The 17900-nt window shown below is 66.2% G+C and carries 18 protein-coding genes; 12 read left to right on the top strand and 6 right to left on the bottom strand.

Going from position 1 to position 17900, the window contains the following annotated elements:
- Positions 1-26 precede the first annotated feature (26 nt).
- Together KBY57_RS09580 and KBY57_RS09575 are read left to right on the top strand one after the other, a co-directional pair.
- Positions 27-1202: a SpoIID/LytB domain-containing protein gene (locus KBY57_RS09580; protein WP_254995612.1), complete on the top strand. Its 1176-nt coding sequence runs from the start codon at positions 27-29 to the stop codon at positions 1200-1202.
- Positions 1199-1945, top strand: a complete 747-nt coding sequence (locus tag KBY57_RS09575; RefSeq protein WP_261356779.1) for a glucosamine-6-phosphate deaminase — start codon at positions 1199-1201, stop codon at positions 1943-1945. Before KBY57_RS09580 ends, KBY57_RS09575 begins: the two co-directional genes overlap by 4 nt.
- Before the next feature lie 10 nt (positions 1946-1955).
- Here KBY57_RS09575 and KBY57_RS09570 read toward each other — a convergent pair whose 3' ends face one another.
- The gene (locus KBY57_RS09570) at positions 1956-2741 is read right to left on the bottom strand and encodes a YebC/PmpR family DNA-binding transcriptional regulator (RefSeq protein WP_254995609.1); all 786 of its coding nucleotides are present in this window, start codon (positions 2739-2741) and stop codon (positions 1956-1958) included.
- Positions 2742-2768: 27 nt separating this feature from the next.
- Entirely contained in the window at positions 2769-3674 is a 906-nt protein-coding gene (gene truB / locus KBY57_RS09565; protein WP_254995607.1) for a tRNA pseudouridine(55) synthase TruB, read from the bottom strand.
- A 42-nt stretch (positions 3675-3716) separates the two neighbouring features.
- On the opposite strand from truB, the gene KBY57_RS09560 reads away from it, so the two are divergent.
- Together KBY57_RS09560 and KBY57_RS09555 are read left to right on the top strand one after the other, a co-directional pair.
- Positions 3717-4454: a queuosine precursor transporter gene (locus KBY57_RS09560; protein WP_254995606.1), complete on the top strand. Its 738-nt coding sequence runs from the start codon at positions 3717-3719 to the stop codon at positions 4452-4454.
- A 22-nt stretch (positions 4455-4476) separates the two neighbouring features.
- On the top strand, positions 4477-5253 hold the full coding sequence (locus KBY57_RS09555; RefSeq protein WP_254995605.1) for a class I SAM-dependent methyltransferase: 777 nt from the start codon (positions 4477-4479) through the stop codon (positions 5251-5253).
- 106 nt (positions 5254-5359) lie between these two features.
- Here KBY57_RS09555 and rpmA read toward each other — a convergent pair whose 3' ends face one another.
- Both rpmA and rplU read right to left on the bottom strand, forming a co-directional pair.
- Positions 5360-5623 (bottom strand): 50S ribosomal protein L27, encoded by a 264-nt coding sequence (gene rpmA / locus KBY57_RS09550; RefSeq protein ID WP_094560135.1) that lies wholly within the window; start codon positions 5621-5623, stop codon positions 5360-5362.
- 63 nt (positions 5624-5686) lie between these two features.
- Complete coding sequence (gene rplU, locus KBY57_RS09545) at positions 5687-6052, bottom strand: 50S ribosomal protein L21 (RefSeq protein ID WP_254995603.1); 366 nt, start codon at positions 6050-6052, stop codon at positions 5687-5689.
- A gap of 186 nt (positions 6053-6238) precedes the next feature.
- Between rplU and KBY57_RS09540 the strand changes: the two genes are divergently transcribed.
- From KBY57_RS09540 to kaiC, 3 genes are read left to right on the top strand one after another with little or no spacing between them, the layout of a single operon-like run.
- On the top strand, positions 6239-7099 hold the full coding sequence (locus KBY57_RS09540) for a circadian clock protein KaiA (RefSeq protein WP_254995602.1): 861 nt from the start codon (positions 6239-6241) through the stop codon (positions 7097-7099).
- Between the two features lie 19 nt (positions 7100-7118).
- Entirely contained in the window at positions 7119-7526 is a 408-nt protein-coding gene (kaiB, locus tag KBY57_RS09535; RefSeq protein WP_254995600.1) for a circadian clock protein KaiB, read from the top strand.
- Between the two features lie 28 nt (positions 7527-7554).
- Entirely contained in the window at positions 7555-9096 is a 1542-nt protein-coding gene (kaiC, locus tag KBY57_RS09530) for a circadian clock protein KaiC (protein WP_254995599.1), read from the top strand.
- On the opposite strand, the gene nblS is transcribed toward kaiC, so the two are convergent.
- Together nblS and purD are read right to left on the bottom strand one after the other, a co-directional pair.
- Positions 9093-11069, bottom strand: coding sequence for a two-component system sensor histidine kinase NblS (gene nblS, locus KBY57_RS09525; protein ID WP_254995598.1), 1977 nt, complete (start codon positions 11067-11069; stop codon positions 9093-9095). The genes kaiC and nblS overlap by 4 nt on opposite strands.
- Positions 11066-12379 (bottom strand): phosphoribosylamine--glycine ligase, encoded by a 1314-nt coding sequence (gene purD, locus KBY57_RS09520; RefSeq protein ID WP_254995595.1) that lies wholly within the window; start codon positions 12377-12379, stop codon positions 11066-11068. Before purD ends, nblS begins: the two co-directional genes overlap by 4 nt.
- A gap of 171 nt (positions 12380-12550) precedes the next feature.
- On the opposite strand from purD, the gene KBY57_RS09515 reads away from it, so the two are divergent.
- The 5 genes from KBY57_RS09515 to fabZ are packed head-to-tail and all read left to right on the top strand — an operon-like array spanning position 12551 to position 17897.
- Positions 12551-13528: a hypothetical protein gene (locus KBY57_RS09515; RefSeq protein ID WP_254995594.1), complete on the top strand. Its 978-nt coding sequence runs from the start codon at positions 12551-12553 to the stop codon at positions 13526-13528.
- A complete protein-coding gene (gene purC, locus KBY57_RS09510) occupies positions 13525-14280 on the top strand; it encodes a phosphoribosylaminoimidazolesuccinocarboxamide synthase (protein WP_254995593.1) in 756 nt (251 codons plus the stop codon). The genes KBY57_RS09515 and purC overlap by 4 nt, the downstream gene beginning before the upstream one ends.
- Before the next feature lie 43 nt (positions 14281-14323).
- The gene (locus tag KBY57_RS09505) at positions 14324-16531 is read left to right on the top strand and encodes a BamA/TamA family outer membrane protein (RefSeq protein WP_254995592.1); all 2208 of its coding nucleotides are present in this window, start codon (positions 14324-14326) and stop codon (positions 16529-16531) included.
- Positions 16531-17394 carry a UDP-3-O-acyl-N-acetylglucosamine deacetylase gene (gene lpxC / locus KBY57_RS09500; protein WP_254995591.1) on the top strand — a complete coding sequence of 288 codons (864 nt, stop codon included), beginning with the start codon at positions 16531-16533 and terminating at the stop codon, positions 17392-17394. The genes KBY57_RS09505 and lpxC overlap by 1 nt, the downstream gene beginning before the upstream one ends.
- Positions 17395-17399: 5 nt before the next feature.
- Positions 17400-17897: a 3-hydroxyacyl-ACP dehydratase FabZ gene (fabZ, locus tag KBY57_RS09495; protein WP_409996435.1), complete on the top strand. Its 498-nt coding sequence runs from the start codon at positions 17400-17402 to the stop codon at positions 17895-17897.
- Positions 17898-17900: the final 3 nt, after the last annotated feature.

Below are 17900 nucleotides of genomic sequence, written 5' to 3'. Positions count from 1 at the left end.
CTGTGGTCCTGGCAGGGGCGGCCCCCATGGCCCTGCAGGCCCAGGCTGCTGAGCCCCAGGTGCGGGTGCTGCTGCTGGAGGCTGACCGGATGCCGCTGGCGGCAGGCCAGCAGCCCTTGGTGCTTCGGGCCGGCAGCCAGCGCTGGTCGCTGGCCCCCAGCGAGTCGGTGGTGCTGCAGCTCACCGCTAGCGGCCTCGTGCTGGAGCGCGGCGGTGCCGTTGAGCGTCTGCCCCAGATGTCCGAGCTCTGGCTTGAGCCGGCGGCGCGGCCTTCCGGCGAAGGGGCCGATTTCCAGCTGCAGCAGCGGGGCTACCGCGGGCGTCTGCAGCTCCTGGTGGGCGCCTCCGCGGTGCGGGCCATCAACCACGTGCTTCTGGAGGTTTACCTGCCCAGCGTGGTGGGCAGCGAGATGCCGGCCAGTTGGCCCCAGGCGGCTCTGCGGGCCCAGGCGGTGGCGGCACGCACTTATGCCCTGCGGCAGCGCAAGCCCACGGCCCCCTTTGACGTGAGCGCCACCGTGTCGAGCCAGGTGTACAAGGGCGTCGATGCCGAAACGCCCTCCACCCGCCAGGCCGTGGCCAGCACCCGCGGTCAGGTGTTGATCTACGGCTCCAGCCTGGCCAATGCGGTGTTTCACAGCAGCGCCGGCGGCAGCACCGAAAACAGCGGCGATCTCTGGAGTCAGCAGCTCCCCTACCTGGTGAGCGTTCCCGATTTCGATCAGCACAGTCCAGTGCACGCCTGGGAGCAGCGGTTGGAGCCCGAGCAGCTGCAGAAGGCCTTCGGCGAAATCGGCGGAGCCCAGCGGATCGAGGTGCTCGCCACCACCGGCTCCGGACGGGTCCGCCAGGCCCGGGTGATCGGCCCTGCCGGCACCCTGGTGCTAACCGGTGCCCAGTTGCGCAGTCGCCTCGGCCTCAAGAGCACCCTGGTGCGCTTTGAAGTGCTAGCCCCCGAGTTGGCAGCCCTTCCTCCCTCCCTGCCGCCCCTCCCCCCGCTGACGTCCCAGCCGCCCGTGCAGGTGCCACTGCCGGTGCAGGTGCCACCGCCGTCGCTGCTGGCGATCGGCCGCGGCTACGGCCACGGGGTGGGCATGAGCCAGTGGGGGGCCCACGGCCTGGCCCAACGGGGCCAGAGCTACGACCAGATCCTGCGGCACTACTACCGCGGCACCGAGCTGCGTCCCTACACCAGCCCCTGAGCGTGGAGCTGCTCGCGTTGCCAGACGCCCAGGCCGTGGCGACGGCGGTGGCCGAACGGGTGTGTCAGGCGCAGCTGGCAGAGCTGCGCAAGCCCCTGGGCTTAGCGACCGGGCGCACCATGGAGCCTGTGTATGCGGCGCTGCGGTTGCAGCTGGGCCTGCTCAAGCCTCAGGAGCAGCAGGCCATCCGCGATGGCTGGCTGAGTTTCAACCTCGACGAGTACGTGGGCCTGGCGGCCGACGATCCCCGCTCCTTTGCCGCCTTTATGGCCGATCAGCTGCAGCGGCCCCTGGGGTTGCGGGCGGATCAGGTGCGGCTGCCCGATGGCCTGGCGGCTGATCCCCAGGCGGAAGCTCACCGCTATGCGACGGCCCTGGCCGCCGCCGGGGGCTTGGGCCTGCAGCTGTTGGGCCTGGGTGGCAACGGCCATGTGGGCTTCAACGAACCCCCCTGCGCTGCCCAGGCCCCTTGCCGCTGCCTGGAGCTGAGCCCCGCCACCCGCGCCCAGAACGCCGGCGCCTTCGGGGGCGATGCAGGGGCGGTGCCGGCCCGGGCTATCACCCTGGGGCTGGTGGAGATCCTGGCGGCAGAGCGGATTCTGCTGGTGGTGACCGGTGCGGCCAAGGCCGGGATCCTGCGGCGCGTTCTGGAGGAGCCGCCCCACGACAACCTCCCGGCCAGCTGGCTGAAGGGCCATCCCGCGGTCACGGTGATCGCCGATGCCGCAGCCCTGGCGGGCTGAGCGAGCTGGCTCAGCCCATCAGCGCGGCCAGCACGGACTGCATCAGATCCTCGTCCGCCTCCAGGTTGCTGGTGACGCTGCGCACGTCGTCGAGGTCGTCGAGGGCATCGAGCATCCGCAGGCAGGCCCGCAGGCTGTCCTCGTCGCCGAGGGGGCAGGCGGTCTGGGGAATCCAGCGGTGTTCCCAGCCGCCCACGGGCAAACCCTGGTGGCGCAGGCCGTCCTGCAGAGCTTCGAGGGCCTCGAAGGCGCCGAACACTTCGGCCCCCTGGCCATCGAGCTCGTAGCCCAGGGCTGCTGGCCCGCCCCGCTCCTCCAGCGCCAGCAAGCTGTCCAGCAGCGCCTCCTCCTGCAGGCCGGGCTGCTCGATCCGCACCACCGCCCGCTGCTCAAACAGGTAGCCCACGCAGCCCGTCTCGCCCAGGTTGCCGCCGTGCTTGCTGAAGGCCAGGCGCACGTCGGCGGCGGTGCGGTTGCGGTTGTCGGTGAAGGCCTCGATCAGCACCGCTACCCCGCCGGGGCCATAGCCCTCGTAGCGCACAGCCTCAAAGGCATCGCCCGCGCCGCTGCCCTGCCCGGAGCCCTTGGCGATGGCCCGCTCGATGTTGGCGTTGGGCACGCCGGCGGCCTTGGCCTTCTCGATCGCCGTGCGCAACTGGAAGTTGCCAGCTGGGTCGGCTCCACCCCGGGCTGCCACGGTGATCTCCCGCCCCAGCCGGGTGAACACGGCGCCCCGCTTGGCATCCACCACCGCTTTGGTGCGCTTGATCTGGGCCCACTTGCTGTGGCCGGCCATCGGAGGGTGCGGGGAAAAACGGCGGGGTCAGCCAGTGGCGTTGAACACCAGCTTCGGCTGCAGCAGGCCGGTGCCACTGGAGCGGGCCATGCCGGCCAGGTTGCCATCCGGTGCCAACACGGCCACCGGCTGCTCGGCGGCCAGCTCCTGGCCGGCCTCCAGGGGCGCTCCGGCGGCCAGGGCCCGGCCGCAGCGCCAGCTCTCCAGCTCCGCTTCATCAAGCTGCCGTCGGGGCAGGTGGGCCAGGGCCGCCAGGGGATCCAGCAGGGCGGGCAAGGGCGCCTGATCGAGCTGCTCCAGGGGCACCGCCTGCTCGAGGCTGAAGCCCAGGGCCTCGGTGCGCCGCAGCCGGGCCAGGGCGCCGCCGCAGCCCAGCGCCTCCCCCAGGTCGCGGGCCAGGGCGCGGATGTAGGTGCCGGCCGTGCAGCGCACCAGCAGCTCCAGGCTGCCGGCTGCGGCATCCCAGCCCAGCAGCTCCAGCTTCTGCACGATCACCGGTCGGGCCGCCAGCTGCAACTGCTCTCCCTGGCGCACCCGGGCGTAGGCCCGCTGGCCGTCCACATGCACCGCCGACACCTGCGGCGGCACCTGCTGGATCGTGCCGCGGAAGGCCGCCAGTGCCGCCTCCAGATCGGCCGCCGTCAGGGCGGGCACGGCGGCGCGCGCCAGCACCTCTCCCTCCAGGTCGTCGCTGACGGTGCGCACCCCCAGCTGCACCACGCCCCGGTAGGTCTTGTCACCCTCCAGGTAGGGCAGCAGCCGGGTGGCGGGGCCCAAGGCGATTGGCAGCACGCCGGTGACGGCGGGATCCAGGGTGCCGCCATGCCCCACGCGGCGCAGGCTGTAGGCACGCCGCACCCGGCCGACGCAGGCGTGGGAGGTGAGCCCCGCCGCCTTGTCGAGCACCAGAAAGCCGCAGGGCTGGTCAGCCATGGATCGGAGCGTCAGCCTTGCAGGGTCCCATGTTCGGCCTCGATGACCCTGCAGCAGCGCCGCGACCTGGCGTTTCTGGTGCTGGCCGGCATCTTTCTCGGCACCATGGGCATGCTCAACATCCTGGGGCTCACCCGCTTTCTGCAGTTGGGCAGCATCGGCTCCTGGCCGATCGTGGTGGCCGTGGGCGCCCTGCCCTATCCGGTCACCTTCCTCTGCACCGACCTGATCAGTGAGCTGTGGGGTGAGCGCAAAGCCGGGCAGCTGGTGTGGGTGGGCCTGGCGCTCAACGGCTGGATTGTGCTGATCCTCTGGCTCGGCGGCATCCTGCCGGGGCTGGCCGGTGCGCCGGAGGCCACCTTCTTCGAGGTGCGGCGGCTGGCCTTCGGGGCCGTGGGGGCGTCGATGGTGGCCTACCTGGCAGCCCAGTTCACCGATGTGCGCCTGTTCCATTTCTGGAAACGCGTCAGTGGCGGCAAGGCCCTGTGGCTGCGCAACAACGGCTCCACCCTGGTGAGCCAGCTGGTGGACACCACGGCGGTGGTGTTGATCAGCCACTACGCCAGCCATGTGCTGCCGGTGCGCGCCGGCGAGCCGGTGCTGCCCCAGTTGGCTTCCTTCATCGCCAGCGGCTATCTGTTCAAGCTCATCGCCGCCCTGGCCGACACCCTGCCCTTTTATGGCTTGGTGGCCTGGCTGCGGCGCTGGCTGGAGGTGCCCGGCGACGGGGCCGAGTTGCTCGATGGGGTGCCTGAAGGGGCCCCGAATCCCGGCACCTAGGTTGGCCTCAACCTGCACAGGGATGGCGTTGGTGGTGGAGAGGCAAGAGGGGGCGGCGCTGGCTTCACCCCTCACAGTGGAGCAGTTTTTGGCCGATGGTTTTGCCCTGCGGCCCCAGTTGGCCGCCTTCCTGGAGATCGCCCTGCCGGAGCTGGAGCGCCGCCTGCCCAGCAGCACCAACGATCTGGCTGCCCTGCATCCAGGGGCGTTTGACCCCAACCAGGTGGAGCAGTTCTACGAAGACGCCGTGGGCACCGGCCATCTGCTCGAGCTGGCCGCCTGGCACCTCGGCAGCGCCGATTACATCGCCGACACCCTGCGGTTGCAGCAGCGCTTTGCGGCCGGTCAGGTGCTCGACTTCGGCGGCGGCATCGGCAGCCATGCCCTGGCAGCGGCAGCCCTGCCCCAGGTGGAGCAGGTGTTGTTTGTGGATCTCAATCCCCACAACCGCGCCTTTGTGGAGGCCCGCGCCGCCGAGCTGGGCCTGGCCGCCAAGCTGCGCTGTTTCCGGGATCTGGCTGATCCGGCCCTGCCCGAGCGCTTCGACACGATCGTCTGCCTGGACGTGCTCGAGCACCTCAGCGATCCGGCCGGCCAGCTGGACATTTTCGCCGAACGCCTGGCACCGGAAGGGATTGCCCTGCTCAACTGGTACTTCTTTAAAGGCTTTCAGGGCGAGTACCCCTTCCACTTCGACGCCCCTGAGCTGGTGGAGGCCTTCTTCCGCACACTCCAAAGCCGCTTCCTGGAGGTGTTCCACCCCTATCTGATCACCACCCGGGCCTACCGGTTGGCTTGAACGGGTCCCCTGAGCGGGTGCGTGGCTCTGGGCATCAAAAAGCCGGCGGGGTTGTCCGCCGGCTGGTGCTTGAAGATCGGCTCGCCGGGAGTGGGTTGCAGCCCGATCAGCCGACGGCGATGTTGATGCGCTTGCGGCTGCGCAGCCCCCGCTTGATGCTGTCGAAGCTCACCACGCCGTCAACTAGGGCGAACAGGGTGTCGTCGGAGCCGCGGCCAACGTTCACGCCAGGCAGCACGGAGGTGCCGCGCTGGCGGATCAGGATCGAGCCGGCGCTCACGGTTTCACCGCCGTAGCGCTTGACGCCCAGACGCTTGGAGTTGGAGTCGCGGCCGTTGCGGGTGGAGCCTGTGCCTTTCTTGTGGGCCATGGATCGGAGGGAGCAGGGATAGGGGTCTCAGGAACGAAAGCGAGGAGCGAGATGCACCGGGTTTCAGGCGATCGCCTTACCGCCAACGGAGATCGACTCGACCATCACACGGGTCAGCTCCTGACGGTGACCGTTCTTGCGCCGGGTCTTCTTTTTGGGGCGCATTTTGTAGACGATGATCTTGGGGCCGCGGCGATGCTCCATCACCTTCAGTGCCACGGTGGCACCCTTGACGTAGGGCTGGCCGAGGGTGGTGGCTTTGCCGTCGTTGACCAGGAGCACGTTGTCGATGGTGAAGTTGCCATCAACATCCACTGCGACCCTGTCGAAGTCGTAGTAGCGGTTCGGTTGCAGCCAGAACTGCTGGCCTGAGGCCTCAACAATGGCGTAAGGACCGGATGCAGCGGCAGTTTCGGGGGTTGGGCTCATGGCAGCAGGGGCGTGGACAGGCTGACGAACGGTCCTCAGGAACGGAATGGTCTCCGGCGGAGGACTGGCCGTCATTCGGCCTGGCGCACACAATCGAAAGACAAACAACAATCTTCCCGCTCTGGCCCTCCTTTCGTCAACATTTGGGAGCCACTCCTGCGGGTTGTCCCGCTGCCGAAGCGGTCCATGCCCGAACCGGCTCTCACCATCGCTTCCCTGATCCGCGATCCCCGCCTGCAGGACGCCTGCTCCCGCTGGCTGGCGGGTGGTCGCTGTGAGCTGGTGTGGGTGGATCCGGCCAGCGATCCCGTGGAGCAGCTGGATCGGCGGCGCGAAGAATTCGATGCGGTGCTGCTGGAGCAGGGGGCCATCGACCCCCAGTCCTATCAAGCCCTGTCGGATCTCGGCCTGCTGTTGCCGGCCGTGGTGGTTGGTGCGGTGAGTGGCCGGATCGAATTTCACGATGCGGAGGTGCACCTACCCCCCGATCAGCTGGAGCAGCTCAGCTACAGCCTCGATGCGGCGGTGTCTCGTTTCCTGCGGCATGGCCTGGTGGCGGCGAGCGGTTCCCCTGCTGGCCAGACCCCCGACACGCCCGACCGCTGGAAGTTGGCCAATCGGCTCAAGGGCCGGCTTGGGTTTGTGGGCGTGTTCTACAAGCGCGATCCCTCCCGGTTTCTGCGCAACCTGCCTGAACTGGAGAGCCATGAGCTGATCCATTCCCTCGAGCGCACCTATCGCGATCTGCTGCTCAGCTACTTCCGGGATCCGGCTGCCGCCAACCAGGCCCTGGAAAGCTTTGTGAATACGGCTTTTTTCAGTGATTTGCCGATCACCAAAACTGTTGAGATTCACATGAATCTGATTGATGGTTTTTCCAAGCAGCTCAAGCTGGAAGGACACAAGAACGATTTTCTCCAGGATTACCGACTAGCCCTTCTCGATGTGATGGCCCATCTCTGCGAGATGTATCGCCGCTCGATTCCACCCGATGCCCCCTTGGCTGGCTTGCCGGTCGAGGTGTCTGGCCAGTCCTCGATGGCTTGACCCAGGAGCTTCCTTCACCATGACTCCACGCAAGACCTACATCCTCAAGCTCTACGTGGCGGGCAACACGCCGAACTCGATGCGTGCCCTCAAGACGTTGCGCAACATTCTGGAAACGGAATTCCGGGGCGTCTATGCCCTCAAGGTGATCGATGTGCTGAAAAATCCCCAGTTGGCAGAGGAGGACAAGATCCTCGCCACCCCGACCCTCGCCAAGATCCTGCCACCGCCGGTGCGGCGGATCATTGGCGATCTCTCCGACCGGGAGCGGGTGCTGATCGGTCTGGATCTTCTCTACGAAGAGCTCACGGAGGAGGCCCTGTCTGATGAGGCATTTGGCCAGGAGGCCTTCGGTGATGCCCCGTTCGGCGAGGCGCCCTCCGCCGCTCCTACAGATCCTCTCCCTTCCCAGGAGCCTCTGCCCTGAGTAGTTTTTTATCAGACCCCCACCGTCGATGCAGGATCCCAGCCCCAACATTAATCCCCTGATGCAGGTTCAGAAGCTCCCGACTGGGATTGAGGGCTTCGATGACGTGTGCCATGGCGGGCTGCCGATCGACCGTTCCACCCTGATCAGTGGTACCTCGGGCACCGGCAAAACGGTGTTTTCGCTCAACTTCCTGTACAACGGCATTCGCCAGTACAACGAGCCTGGGATCTTTGTCACCTTTGAGGAGTCGCCGCTCGACATCTTGCGCAACGCCGCCAGTTTTGGTTGGAATCTCCAGGAGATGGTGGAGCAGGACAAGCTCTTCATCCTTGATGCTTCGCCGGATCCGGAGGGGCAAGATGTGGCGGGCAGCTTTGATCTTTCCGGTTTGATCGAGCGGATCAACTATGCGATTCGCAAATACAAGGCTCGCCGTGTGGCGATTGATTCGATCACGGCTGTGTTCCAGCAATACGATGCTGTGTCGGTGGTGCGGCGTGAGATTTTCCGGCTGATTGCCCGCCTTAAGGAGATCGGTGTCACCACGTTGATGACCACCGAGCGTATCGATGAATATGGCCCGATTGCCCGCTACGGCGTTGAGGAGTTCGTTTCCGACAACGTGGTGATTCTGCGCAACGTGTTGGAGGGTGAGCGTCGGCGGCGCACCTGCGAGATTCTCAAATTGCGCGGCACCACCCACATGAAGGGGGAATTCCCCTTCACGATGGGAGCCCATGGCATCAGCATCTTCCCGCTGGGGGCGATGCGTCTCACCCAGCGCAGCTCCAATGTGCGGGTGAGCTCCGGTGTGCCGCGGCTCGATGAGATGTGCGGCGGCGGCTTCTTCAAGGATTCAGTCATCCTGGCCACTGGCGCCACCGGCACCGGTAAAACGTTGCTGGTCAGCAAGTTCGTCGAGAACGCCTGCGCCAACAAGGAGCGGGCGATCCTGTTTGCCTACGAGGAATCCCGGGCCCAGCTGCTGCGCAACGCCACCAGCTGGGGCATCGACTTCGAGCAGATGGAGCAGGACGGTCTGCTCAAGATCATCTGTGCCTATCCCGAATCCACGGGATTGGAGGACCACCTCCAGATCATCAAGACCGAAATCAGCCAGTTCAAGCCGTCGCGGATGGCGATCGATTCCCTCAGCGCCCTGGCTCGAGGGGTGAGCCACAATGCCTTCCGCCAGTTTGTGATCGGCGTCACCGGCTACGCCAAGCAAGAGGAGATCGCCGGCTTCTTCACGAACACCTCTGAGGAGTTCATGGGCAGCCACTCGATCACCGATTCCCACATCTCCACCATCACCGACACGATCCTGCTGCTGCAGTACGTAGAGATTCGCGGTGAGATGGCCCGCGCCCTCAACGTGTTCAAGATGCGGGGCTCCTGGCACGACAAGGGCATCCGTGAATTCGTGATCACCAGCAACGGGCCGGAGATCAAAGACTCCTTCTCCAATTTCGAGCGGATCATCTCCGGTGTTCCCCACCGCATCACCACCGATGAGCGCAGTGAGCTGTCGCGGATTGTGCGCGGCGTGGCCGACGACGACCGCTAAGAGACCGCCTGGTCGTAGCGGCGCCGCTCAGCCAGGAGCTGCAGCTCGTCGGTGTCGGAGTCCTCCAGGGGTAAGTCAAACCAGAAGATGGTGCCCACTCCGGGCTCGCTGGCCATGCGCACCTGGGTGCCGTGCTTCTCGAGAATGCCGCGCACGATCGACAGGCCCAGCCCGGTGCCAGCCTCGGTGTGCACAGCGTTTTCGACCCGGAAGAAGCGCTCGAAGATGCGTGCCTGGTCGGCTTCGGAGATGCCACAGCCGCTGTCGGCGATCTCGATCCGTAGCCTGGGCAGCGGTGAGGTGAGCTCGCAACTCGGACTCTCGCTGTTCGGGGCCGTGCTCGGGGAGAGCTGGCAGAGGTCGGGCCACGGGTAGGCCCGCAGCTGCAGTTGTCCGTCTTTGGGGGTGAACTTGAGCGCGTTGCCCACCAGGTTGTCGAACACCTGCAACAGCAGGTCCCAGTTGCCCAACACCCGGGGCAGCAGGGGGTCGGCGTCGAAGGCCAGGGTCACGCCTTTTTCGTCCGCGTTGAGCCGGTAGGTGCGCAGGGTCTGCTCGATGGCGGGGGCCAGCTCCAGGGGTTCGAGGGTCCACACCCGCTCCGACTCCAGGCGGGAGAGGTCGAGCACATCGTTGACGAGTCGGGTGAGGCGATCGGTTTCGGCGTTGGCGATGCCGAGGAATTCCCGTTTTTCCTCCTCGGTGAGCTGGTCGCCCAGGTCGTGGAGGGTTTCCACGTAGCTCTTGATGTTGAACAGCGGCGTGCGCAGCTCGTGGGAGACGTTGCTGATGAAACGGCTCTGGGCGGCGTTGAGTTCCACCTCGCGGGTGAGGTCCTGAATGGTCATGGCGATGCCCTTGAGGCTTTCGCCGCTGGCGTCACGCACCGACTGCAGCACGATCCGCAGCGTGCGAGATGGTTCGCCAAAACTGCAGCGCACATCGGTGGTGTCGCGATCGCGGCAGGTGACGCTGTCGAGGGGGGATTGCAGCTCCATGGCCAGCCGTTCGGGCAGCTCGGCGATCAGGTCGTTGCCTTCGAGGTTGCGTCCCTCCCAGCGGAACAGGCGACGGGCGGTGGGGTTGGCCAGCACGATCGCCCCCTCCGCATCGAGCAGCACGGCACCATCGGCCATGGTGGCGATCAGCGATTGCTGCTTCACCTGGGCGGCGGTGAGCTCTTCGATGTTGGCGGCTTTGTAGTCCTCCAATTGCGAGGCCATGGTGTTGAAGCCCGCCAGCAATTCGCCCAGTTCGCCCCCCACCGGTAGGGCCAGCCGCGTTTCGAACTTGCCGCCGGCGATCGAGCGCACCCCCTGCAACAACTCCTTCACCGGGCGGGTGATGGTGAGGGCGTTGAACACCGCCCCCAGGATCACCAGCACCCAGATCGAGATGAACACCGCCACGGTGACCTCCCGGGTGAGAGCGGCACTGGCCAGCAGGGTTTCATTGGGGTTGATGCCGAGGGCGAGCACCCCGAGGTAGCGCCCCTCGCTCACCATCGGCACGAACACGTCAGTCACCTGGCCGTCTGGGCTGAGGTGCTGGCGGATCAGCGGGGTGTCGGGCCGTTTCTGAAGGTCGGCGGGCAATTCGAGCCGGCGGCTGAGCAGCAGCTCGCTGCTGCCGGAGCTGGCCCCGATCGGGATGCCCAGGTAGATCACCCCTTCGGGGTCGGCGAAGAAGATGTAGCGAAGGCTGCGGCTGGAGCGCCAGAAGCGATCGGCCACCGCCGCCAGCTCGCGGTCGTTGGCCTCGGCCACCAGCGGCGTGACGTTGGCGGAGAGCAGCAGACCCAGATCGCGGGCATAGCGGGTGTCGCTCATCCGGGCATCCCGCTGGATGCCGTTGAGGGCAAAGAAGGTGATGCCCGTCATCAGCAGGCTCACCACCAGGGTGGCCACCGCCAGCAGCTTGGTCTGCAGGCTGAATTCCGCCCACCAGCGGCCCAGGGCAGCGCGCCAGCTCATCGGCTGCGCACCTGATGGCCGATGTCGCGCCGGGCGGTCATGCCCTCGAAGTGCACCTGGGCCAGGCCGGCGTAGGCCCGCTCGAAGGCGTTGTCGAAGTCGTCGGCCTGCGCCACCACTGCCAACACCCGCCCGCCGCTGGTGCGGCAGCTGCCATCTGAGTCGCGGCGGGTGCCGGCGTGGAACAGTTGCAGCTGGGCGCTGGGCTCCAGTTGGCTGGTGATCGGATCGCCTTGGCGGATGGTGCCGGGGTAACCCTGGGCGGCGGCGATCACGCAGGCACTGCAGCCCGCGCTGATCGTCAGCGGTGGGGCTTGGTCGAGGCAGCCGGTGGCGCAGGCCAGCAGCACCTGGGCCAGCTCAGGGCCCAGCAGGGGCATCAGGGTTTCGCACTCCGGATCGCCAAAACGGCAGTTGAATTCGATCACGCTTGGGCCGCTCTCGGTGAGCATCAGGCCGGCGTAGATGACGCCCCGGTAGTCGATGCCGCGGGCCCGGAGCGCGGCCACGGTGGGTTCGAGCACGAGGCGGCGCACCTCCTCCAGGCCTCGGTCATCGAGCAGTGGCGCCGGCGCGTAGGCCCCCATGCCGCCGGTGTTGGGGCCTGTGTCGCCCTCGCCGATGCGCTTGTGGTCCTGGGCGGGGGGCAGCAGCACCATCCGCTCGCCGTCGCAGAGGGCAAACACCGACACTTCTGGCCCGAAGGTGCGCTCCTCCAGCACCAAAGTGGCCCCGGCTGAGTCAGCGTTGGCGTCGAAGCGACCATCAAAGATCTCCGCAATCGCGGCCTGGGCTTCTTCCAGGGTCTCGGCCACGGTGACCCCCTTGCCAGCTGCCAGGCCATCGGCCTTGACCACCAGCGGCCGGCCCTCGCGCTCCAGGATCTGCAGAGCCTGCGCGCAACTGCTGGCGGGCCAGTAGCCGGCGGTGGGGATGCCTGCCTCCAGCATCAGCGCTTTGGCCCACTGCTTGCTGGCTTCCAGCTGGGCCCCGTCGGCCCCCGGCCCGAACACCGGCACCCCCTCGGTCCGCAGGGCGTCGGCCAGACCGGCGGCCAGCGGGGCTTCCGGGCCGACCACCACCAGCTCAATCGCCTGGTCGCGGCAGGCGGCGATCAGGCCGGCCTGATCGGATTCGGCAATCGCCAGCTGCCGGCAGCCGGGCAGGTCGGGCGTGCCGCCATTGCCGGGGGCAATCCACACCGTTTCCACCCCGCTGCAGCGCGCCAGCGCCCAGCCCAGGGCATTTTCACGACCACCGCCACCGATCACCAGGATCCTTGCGGGGGTTGGGCAGGGGGCGGAGGGCATGGGGCCGGGTGAGGGGCGAAACTGGACGTGGATGGGGTGTAGCAGCTCTTCTAGGTTGAACCCTGCTGAGCGGGCCGCCGCGCCCTGTAGTTCGACATGCCGGCAAGCCCAGCGCCATTCTCCCCCCGAGCCCGGCAGCCACTCTCCATGCAGCCCCTGTCCAGGCAGAGCTTGTCCCGGTTGCGGTGCCTCCACGGGCGGGTTGCCCTCGGCGTGGGCATGGGGTTGGTGGCGCTGGGCGGCGCCTTGCCTGCAGCACTCTGGGCCGCGGCCCCACCAGCGGCCCCTGATCCGGCCTTGGCAGCTCTGCTGCGCAGCGGCGATCTCAGCGCCCTCGACGGGGCCTGCTCCGCCGCCCTCCAGCGGGGCGATGGCCCGCAGTTGCGGCTCCTGCAGCAGCGTTTGCTGACGATCAATCCAGCCCCCCAGCCCCTGCCGGTGGTGCTGGCCAATGCCGACAGCTTGCTGAACTGTGGAGCCCCTGATGGGGCTTTGGAGGTGCTCGGCCGCGTGAGCCCTGCGGCGGGGGCCGATCGGGCGCAGTGGCTGGTGCTGCAGTGGCGCGCCGCCCAGGCGGGTTTGCACCACCAGTTGGCTGCCGATGCCCTGGAGCGTCTGGCGGCAGGCAACCTGGCGTCTCTGGCATCGCTGGAGCTGCCGGTCGGCCGGCGCCAGGACGGCACTCCGGTGACGCGCCCGGCCCTGGATCTGCTGGCCAGCCACCTGGAGAGCCTGGGCCAGCGGCAACGGGCGGCCGAGGTGCTGGTCAGTAGTGCCCAGCCCGGGGCCGCGACGGCGGTCCGTCTCTCGCAGGCGGTGGCTCTGCTGGATGGACTGCCTGCCCCTGAGCAGGATCGCCTGCTGGAGCTGGCTCTTGAGCAGGCTGCCGCGGCGGGGGCGTGGGGGCTGGTGGCCCAGATCCTCGATCAGCAGCTGGCCCTCGCCGGCAGCACACCGGAGTCGGCTGCGCGGGTGCGGGAGCGCCGCTTGCGGCTCAGCGGCGGCATCGACGATGCCTACGGAGAATGGCTGCTGCGCCGCCGCGATCCGGCGGGCTCAGCCCGGCAGGTCGAGCTGGAGCGTCAACTGCGTTCTCCTCGCGCCCCCGGCGGCCATGCTGCTCCCCCTACTCCCATGTCCCAGCCATGACGGCTTACAGCCTCGGTTCACTCCTCTATGAAGGCAAGGCCAAGCGCGTCTATGCCACAGACCAGCCCGATGTGGTGGCGGTGGAATACAAGGATGACGCCACGGCCTTCAACGCCCTCAAAAAGGCCCAACTGGCTGGCAAGGGTGAGCTCAACTGCCGGATTTCGGCCCTGCTGTTCGAACACCTGGCTTCCCGTGGGGTGCCCACCCACTACCTGGGGGTTGGAGGAGAGCGTTGGATGCTCTGCCGGCCCGTGCGGGTGATTCCCGTTGAGGTGGTGATCCGCAACACCGCGGCAGGCTCGCTCTGCAAGCAGATGCCGATCGAACCCGGCACGGCTCTGGAGCCACCGCTACTCGATCTCTACTACAAAGACGACGCCTACGGCGATCCCCTGCTCACCGAGGCCCGGTTGGAGCATTTGGGGCTGGTGACCCCGGAGCAGCGCCGGCAGCTGGAGGATCTGGCGCGTCAGGTCAACCGCGAGTTGTTGGCTCTATTTGGCTCGATCGGGCTGCAGTTGGTGGATTTCAAGATCGAACTGGGGTTCACCACCACCGGTGAACTGGTGGTGGCTGATGAGATCAGTCCCGACACCTGTCGCCTCTGGGATCGGGGAGTGGCCGATGCCCAGGACCGCATTCTGGACAAGGATCGATTCCGACAGGATTTAGGTGGTGTTGTCGAGGCCTACGGGGAGGTCCTCAAACGGGTCCAAGGGGCCTGTCCGGAACCCAGGGTCTACGGGTAAGGTCAACGGCATTTGCGGCCCGACCGCACCGCCCCCCAAACACATGGCTGGCTTGCTGGGTTTGAAGGCTGCGTGGCCACTGGTTGGTGCCGCTCTCCTCTCGGCGACTCCTGCCCTCGCCCAGCCAGCCAGCGAACAGCCCGCTGAATCCAGGCCGGTTTCCGAGCAGCTCGATAACCCTCTGGCGGAACCGGCGCCCGCCCCAGCTACCCCTGCCCAGGCCGAACCCGCCCAGGCAGCGCCCACAGCCCAACCGTCCCAGGCCGAACCCGCCCAGCCCGCCGCAAAGGCTGAGCCCAAGGTGTTGATTGCCGAGGTGGTGATCGAGGGCCTCCAGGGCCATCCCGAGCAGGAGCGGCTCGAGTTGGCCGCCTACGCCGCCATGGCGGCCACCCCCGGCATCCAGGTAACCCGCTCGGAACTTCAGACCGACCTCTCGGCGATCTACGCCAGCGGCTGGTTTTCCGATGTGCGCATCCAGCCTGTTGATGGCCCCTTGGGCGTCCGTCTTGTGGTGGTGGTGGTTGCCAACCCGGTGCTGGAGGAGGTCAAGCTCGATTCCTCCGACCTGAAGCTGCCCGAGCAAGTGGTTAAGGACACCTTTGCGGCGGACTACGACAAGACTCTCAACCTCAACACTCTGCAGACCCGCATGCAGGAGCTGCAGCGCTGGTATGCCGACCAGGGCTATTCCCTGGCCCGGATAACCGGGCCCAGTCGGGTGAGTCCGGAAGGGGTGGTGGAGCTGCTGGTGCGTCAGGGCACCGTCGAGGGGGTGGAGGTTCAGTTCCTCAATAAAGAGGGCTCGGCCACCAACGACAAGGGCGAGCCGATCCGGGGCAAGACCAAGCCCTGGGTGGTGACCCGGGAGGTCTCCTTGCGGCCCGGTCAGGTGTTCAACCGCCGCGAGCTGGAGGAGGACATCAAGCGCATCTATGGCACCGGCTTGTTCAGCGACGTCAAGGTGACACTTAAGCCGGTGCCGGCCGAGCCCGGCAAGGTTGTGATTGTGCTGGGCATCGTCGAGCAGTCCAGCGGTTCCCTCTCCGGTGGTCTGGGCTACAGCCAGGACCAGGGTGTGTTCGGCCAGATCCAGCTGCAGGAGAGCAACCTGTTTGGTCGCGCCTGGGATCTGGGTACCAACATCTCCTACGGGCAATACGGCGGCCTCGGGGATATCACCTTCACCGACCCCTGGATCAAGGACAACAAGTACCGCACCTCGTTCCGGGCCCGCTTCTTCTTCAGCCGGGAAGTTCCCCAGCTGTTCCAGAATGAAAACAACAACGCATTGAATCTTCAGGATTTTAATGGAGCTGATTTTAATGTTGTTACAAGCGGTCCTGTAGATGTAAGTGGTGGTGACGTTGAAGTCTCGACTAACTTTGACACTGTGGCGATTCAGCGGATCGGCGCCAATATTCAGTTTGTGCGCCCTCTGAATGGAGGTAATCCTTATAAGAAAGCCCCTTGGAATCTGATCCTTTCCTTTGGGGGGCAGGAAGTCACGCCGATGGACTTTTCTGGAAGTAAGTATTCCTACGGGGTGGTAGGCGTCACCACTTCGCCTCAGAATGTCCCTAGCAGCCAGGTCATATGCCTTGCCTACAACTGTGCTTCTGAAAACCAGTTGGTGAGTTTCCGGGTGGGTGCCACTTACAGCACCCTTGACGATGCCCGCAATCCCACCAGAGGAAACTATCTCAGTCTGAGCACCGAGCAGTTTATTTCTGTGGGAGAAAATTCACCCACGTTCAACCGTGTGCGGGGCAGCTTCACTCACTACATCCCGGTGGAGTGGTTAAAGATTTTCAAGGGTTGCCGTCCTAAGCCGGGTGAGACCAAGGATTGCAAACAGGCCCTCGCCTTCCAGGTGTCGGCTGGTTCGTTGATCGGCAGTGAGATTCCGCCCTATGAAGCATTCTGTTTGGGGGGTGGCAATTCCGTGCGCGGTTACTACGACTGTGACCTTGGTGTGGGCAAGAGCTTTGCTGAAGCCACGATCGAATATCGCTTTCCAATCTTCAGCATCATCAGTGGCGAGATTTTCTTTGATGCCGGCTCCACCTTCGGCACCCAGGGTGACATCCCCGGCAACCCTGGTGGTCTGCTCGGCAAGAAGGGCGAGGGCTATTCCCCGGGGATCGGTCTCATCGTCACCACTCCTGTGGGACCCCTGCGCCTCGAAGCCGCCACCCAGGAGTTCACCAGTGACTGGCGCTTCAACCTCGGCGTGGGCTGGAAGTTTTAGTGGTGCAGTGGCCTGCTGATTACACCGAAGCCTGGACTCTCCAAACCCCGGTGCAGCGCCGCGGTGTGGGCCTGCACAACGGCCAGGAGGCCACGGTGCGGCTGCAGGCCTCGGAGCGTCCGGGTTTCTGGGTGGGCTGGCTCGATGCACCAGAGCTTCCGCTGTGCCGATTGGCGCCAGGCCAGGTGAGTGACACCCAGCTGTGCACGGCCTTGCAGCTGGGCCCACGCCGGCTGGCCACGGTGGAGCACCTGCTGGCAGCCTTGGCCGGCACCGGGGTGACCCAGGCGGAGATTCTGGTGAGCGGTGAGGAGATTCCCCTGTTGGATGGATCGGCCCTGCCCTGGGTGGAGGCCTTGGCCGAGGCGGGGTTGCGGGCCCTGTCAGCCCCCTCTACTGGCGTGGAGCTGGAGGCACCGCTGACGGTGAGCCATGGCTCCAGCTTTGCCACGGCGTTGCCTTACGACGGCCTGCGGCTGGGCGCTGCCATCGAGTTCACCGATGCGGCTATCGGGCGCCAGCTGTTTTCCCTGGAGCTCACCCCTTGCACGTTTGTTGATGAGATCGCCCCGGCACGCACCTTTGGTCTGCGCTCCCAGGTGGATCAGTTGCGGGCAGCGGGGTTGATTCAGGGGGGCTGTCTTGAGAATGCCCTGGTGTGTGACGGCGAGACCTGGCTCAACCCGCCGCTGCGGTTTGCCGAGGAACCCGTGCGCCATAAAATCCTGGACCTGTTGGGAGACCTTGCACTCGTCGGCCTACCTCGGGCCCAGATTTTCGCTTACCGCGGCTCCCATGGGCTTCACACCTCCCTGGCGGCTGCTTTGGCTGACTTGCCTCCTGCCATTTCCTCTCCCGGTTGATCCCCTTGTCTGAGTCCAGTTCTCCGGTTCCCGCATCTCCGCTGCCCGCCTCAGCGGGATCCAGCAGGGAGGTGATTCTCACCACGGAGCAAATCCAGGGATTGCTGCCCCACCGCTACCCCTTCGCCCTGGTGGATCGGGTGATTGAGCATGAGCCCGGCAAGCGGGCTGTGGCGATCAAAAATGTCACCATCAACGAGCCGCAGTTTCAGGGCCATTTCCCGGGCCGCCCGCTGATGCCGGGGGTGTTGATCGTGGAGGCCATGGCCCAGGTGGGCGGCCTGATCGTGACCCAGATGCCCGATCTGCCCAAGGGGTTGTTTGTGTTCGCCGGAATCGACGGGGTGCGCTTTCGCCGGCCTGTGGTGCCTGGCGACCAGCTGCTGATCACTTGTGAGTTGCTCAGCCTCAAGCGCCAGCGCTTCGGCAAGGTGAAGGCGGAGGCCAGCGTCGATGGTCAGCTGGCCTGCTCCGGCGAACTGATGTTTTCACTGGTGGATTGAGCG

Origin of the sequence: Cyanobium sp. Aljojuca 7D2 (assembly GCF_024346415.1) — a bacterium.
Taxonomy (GTDB): Bacteria; Cyanobacteriota; Cyanobacteriia; order PCC-6307; family Cyanobiaceae; genus Cyanobium_A.
Note: the sequence above shows the minus strand (reverse complement) of the source record. Positions and strands in the feature narration are given on the sequence as shown.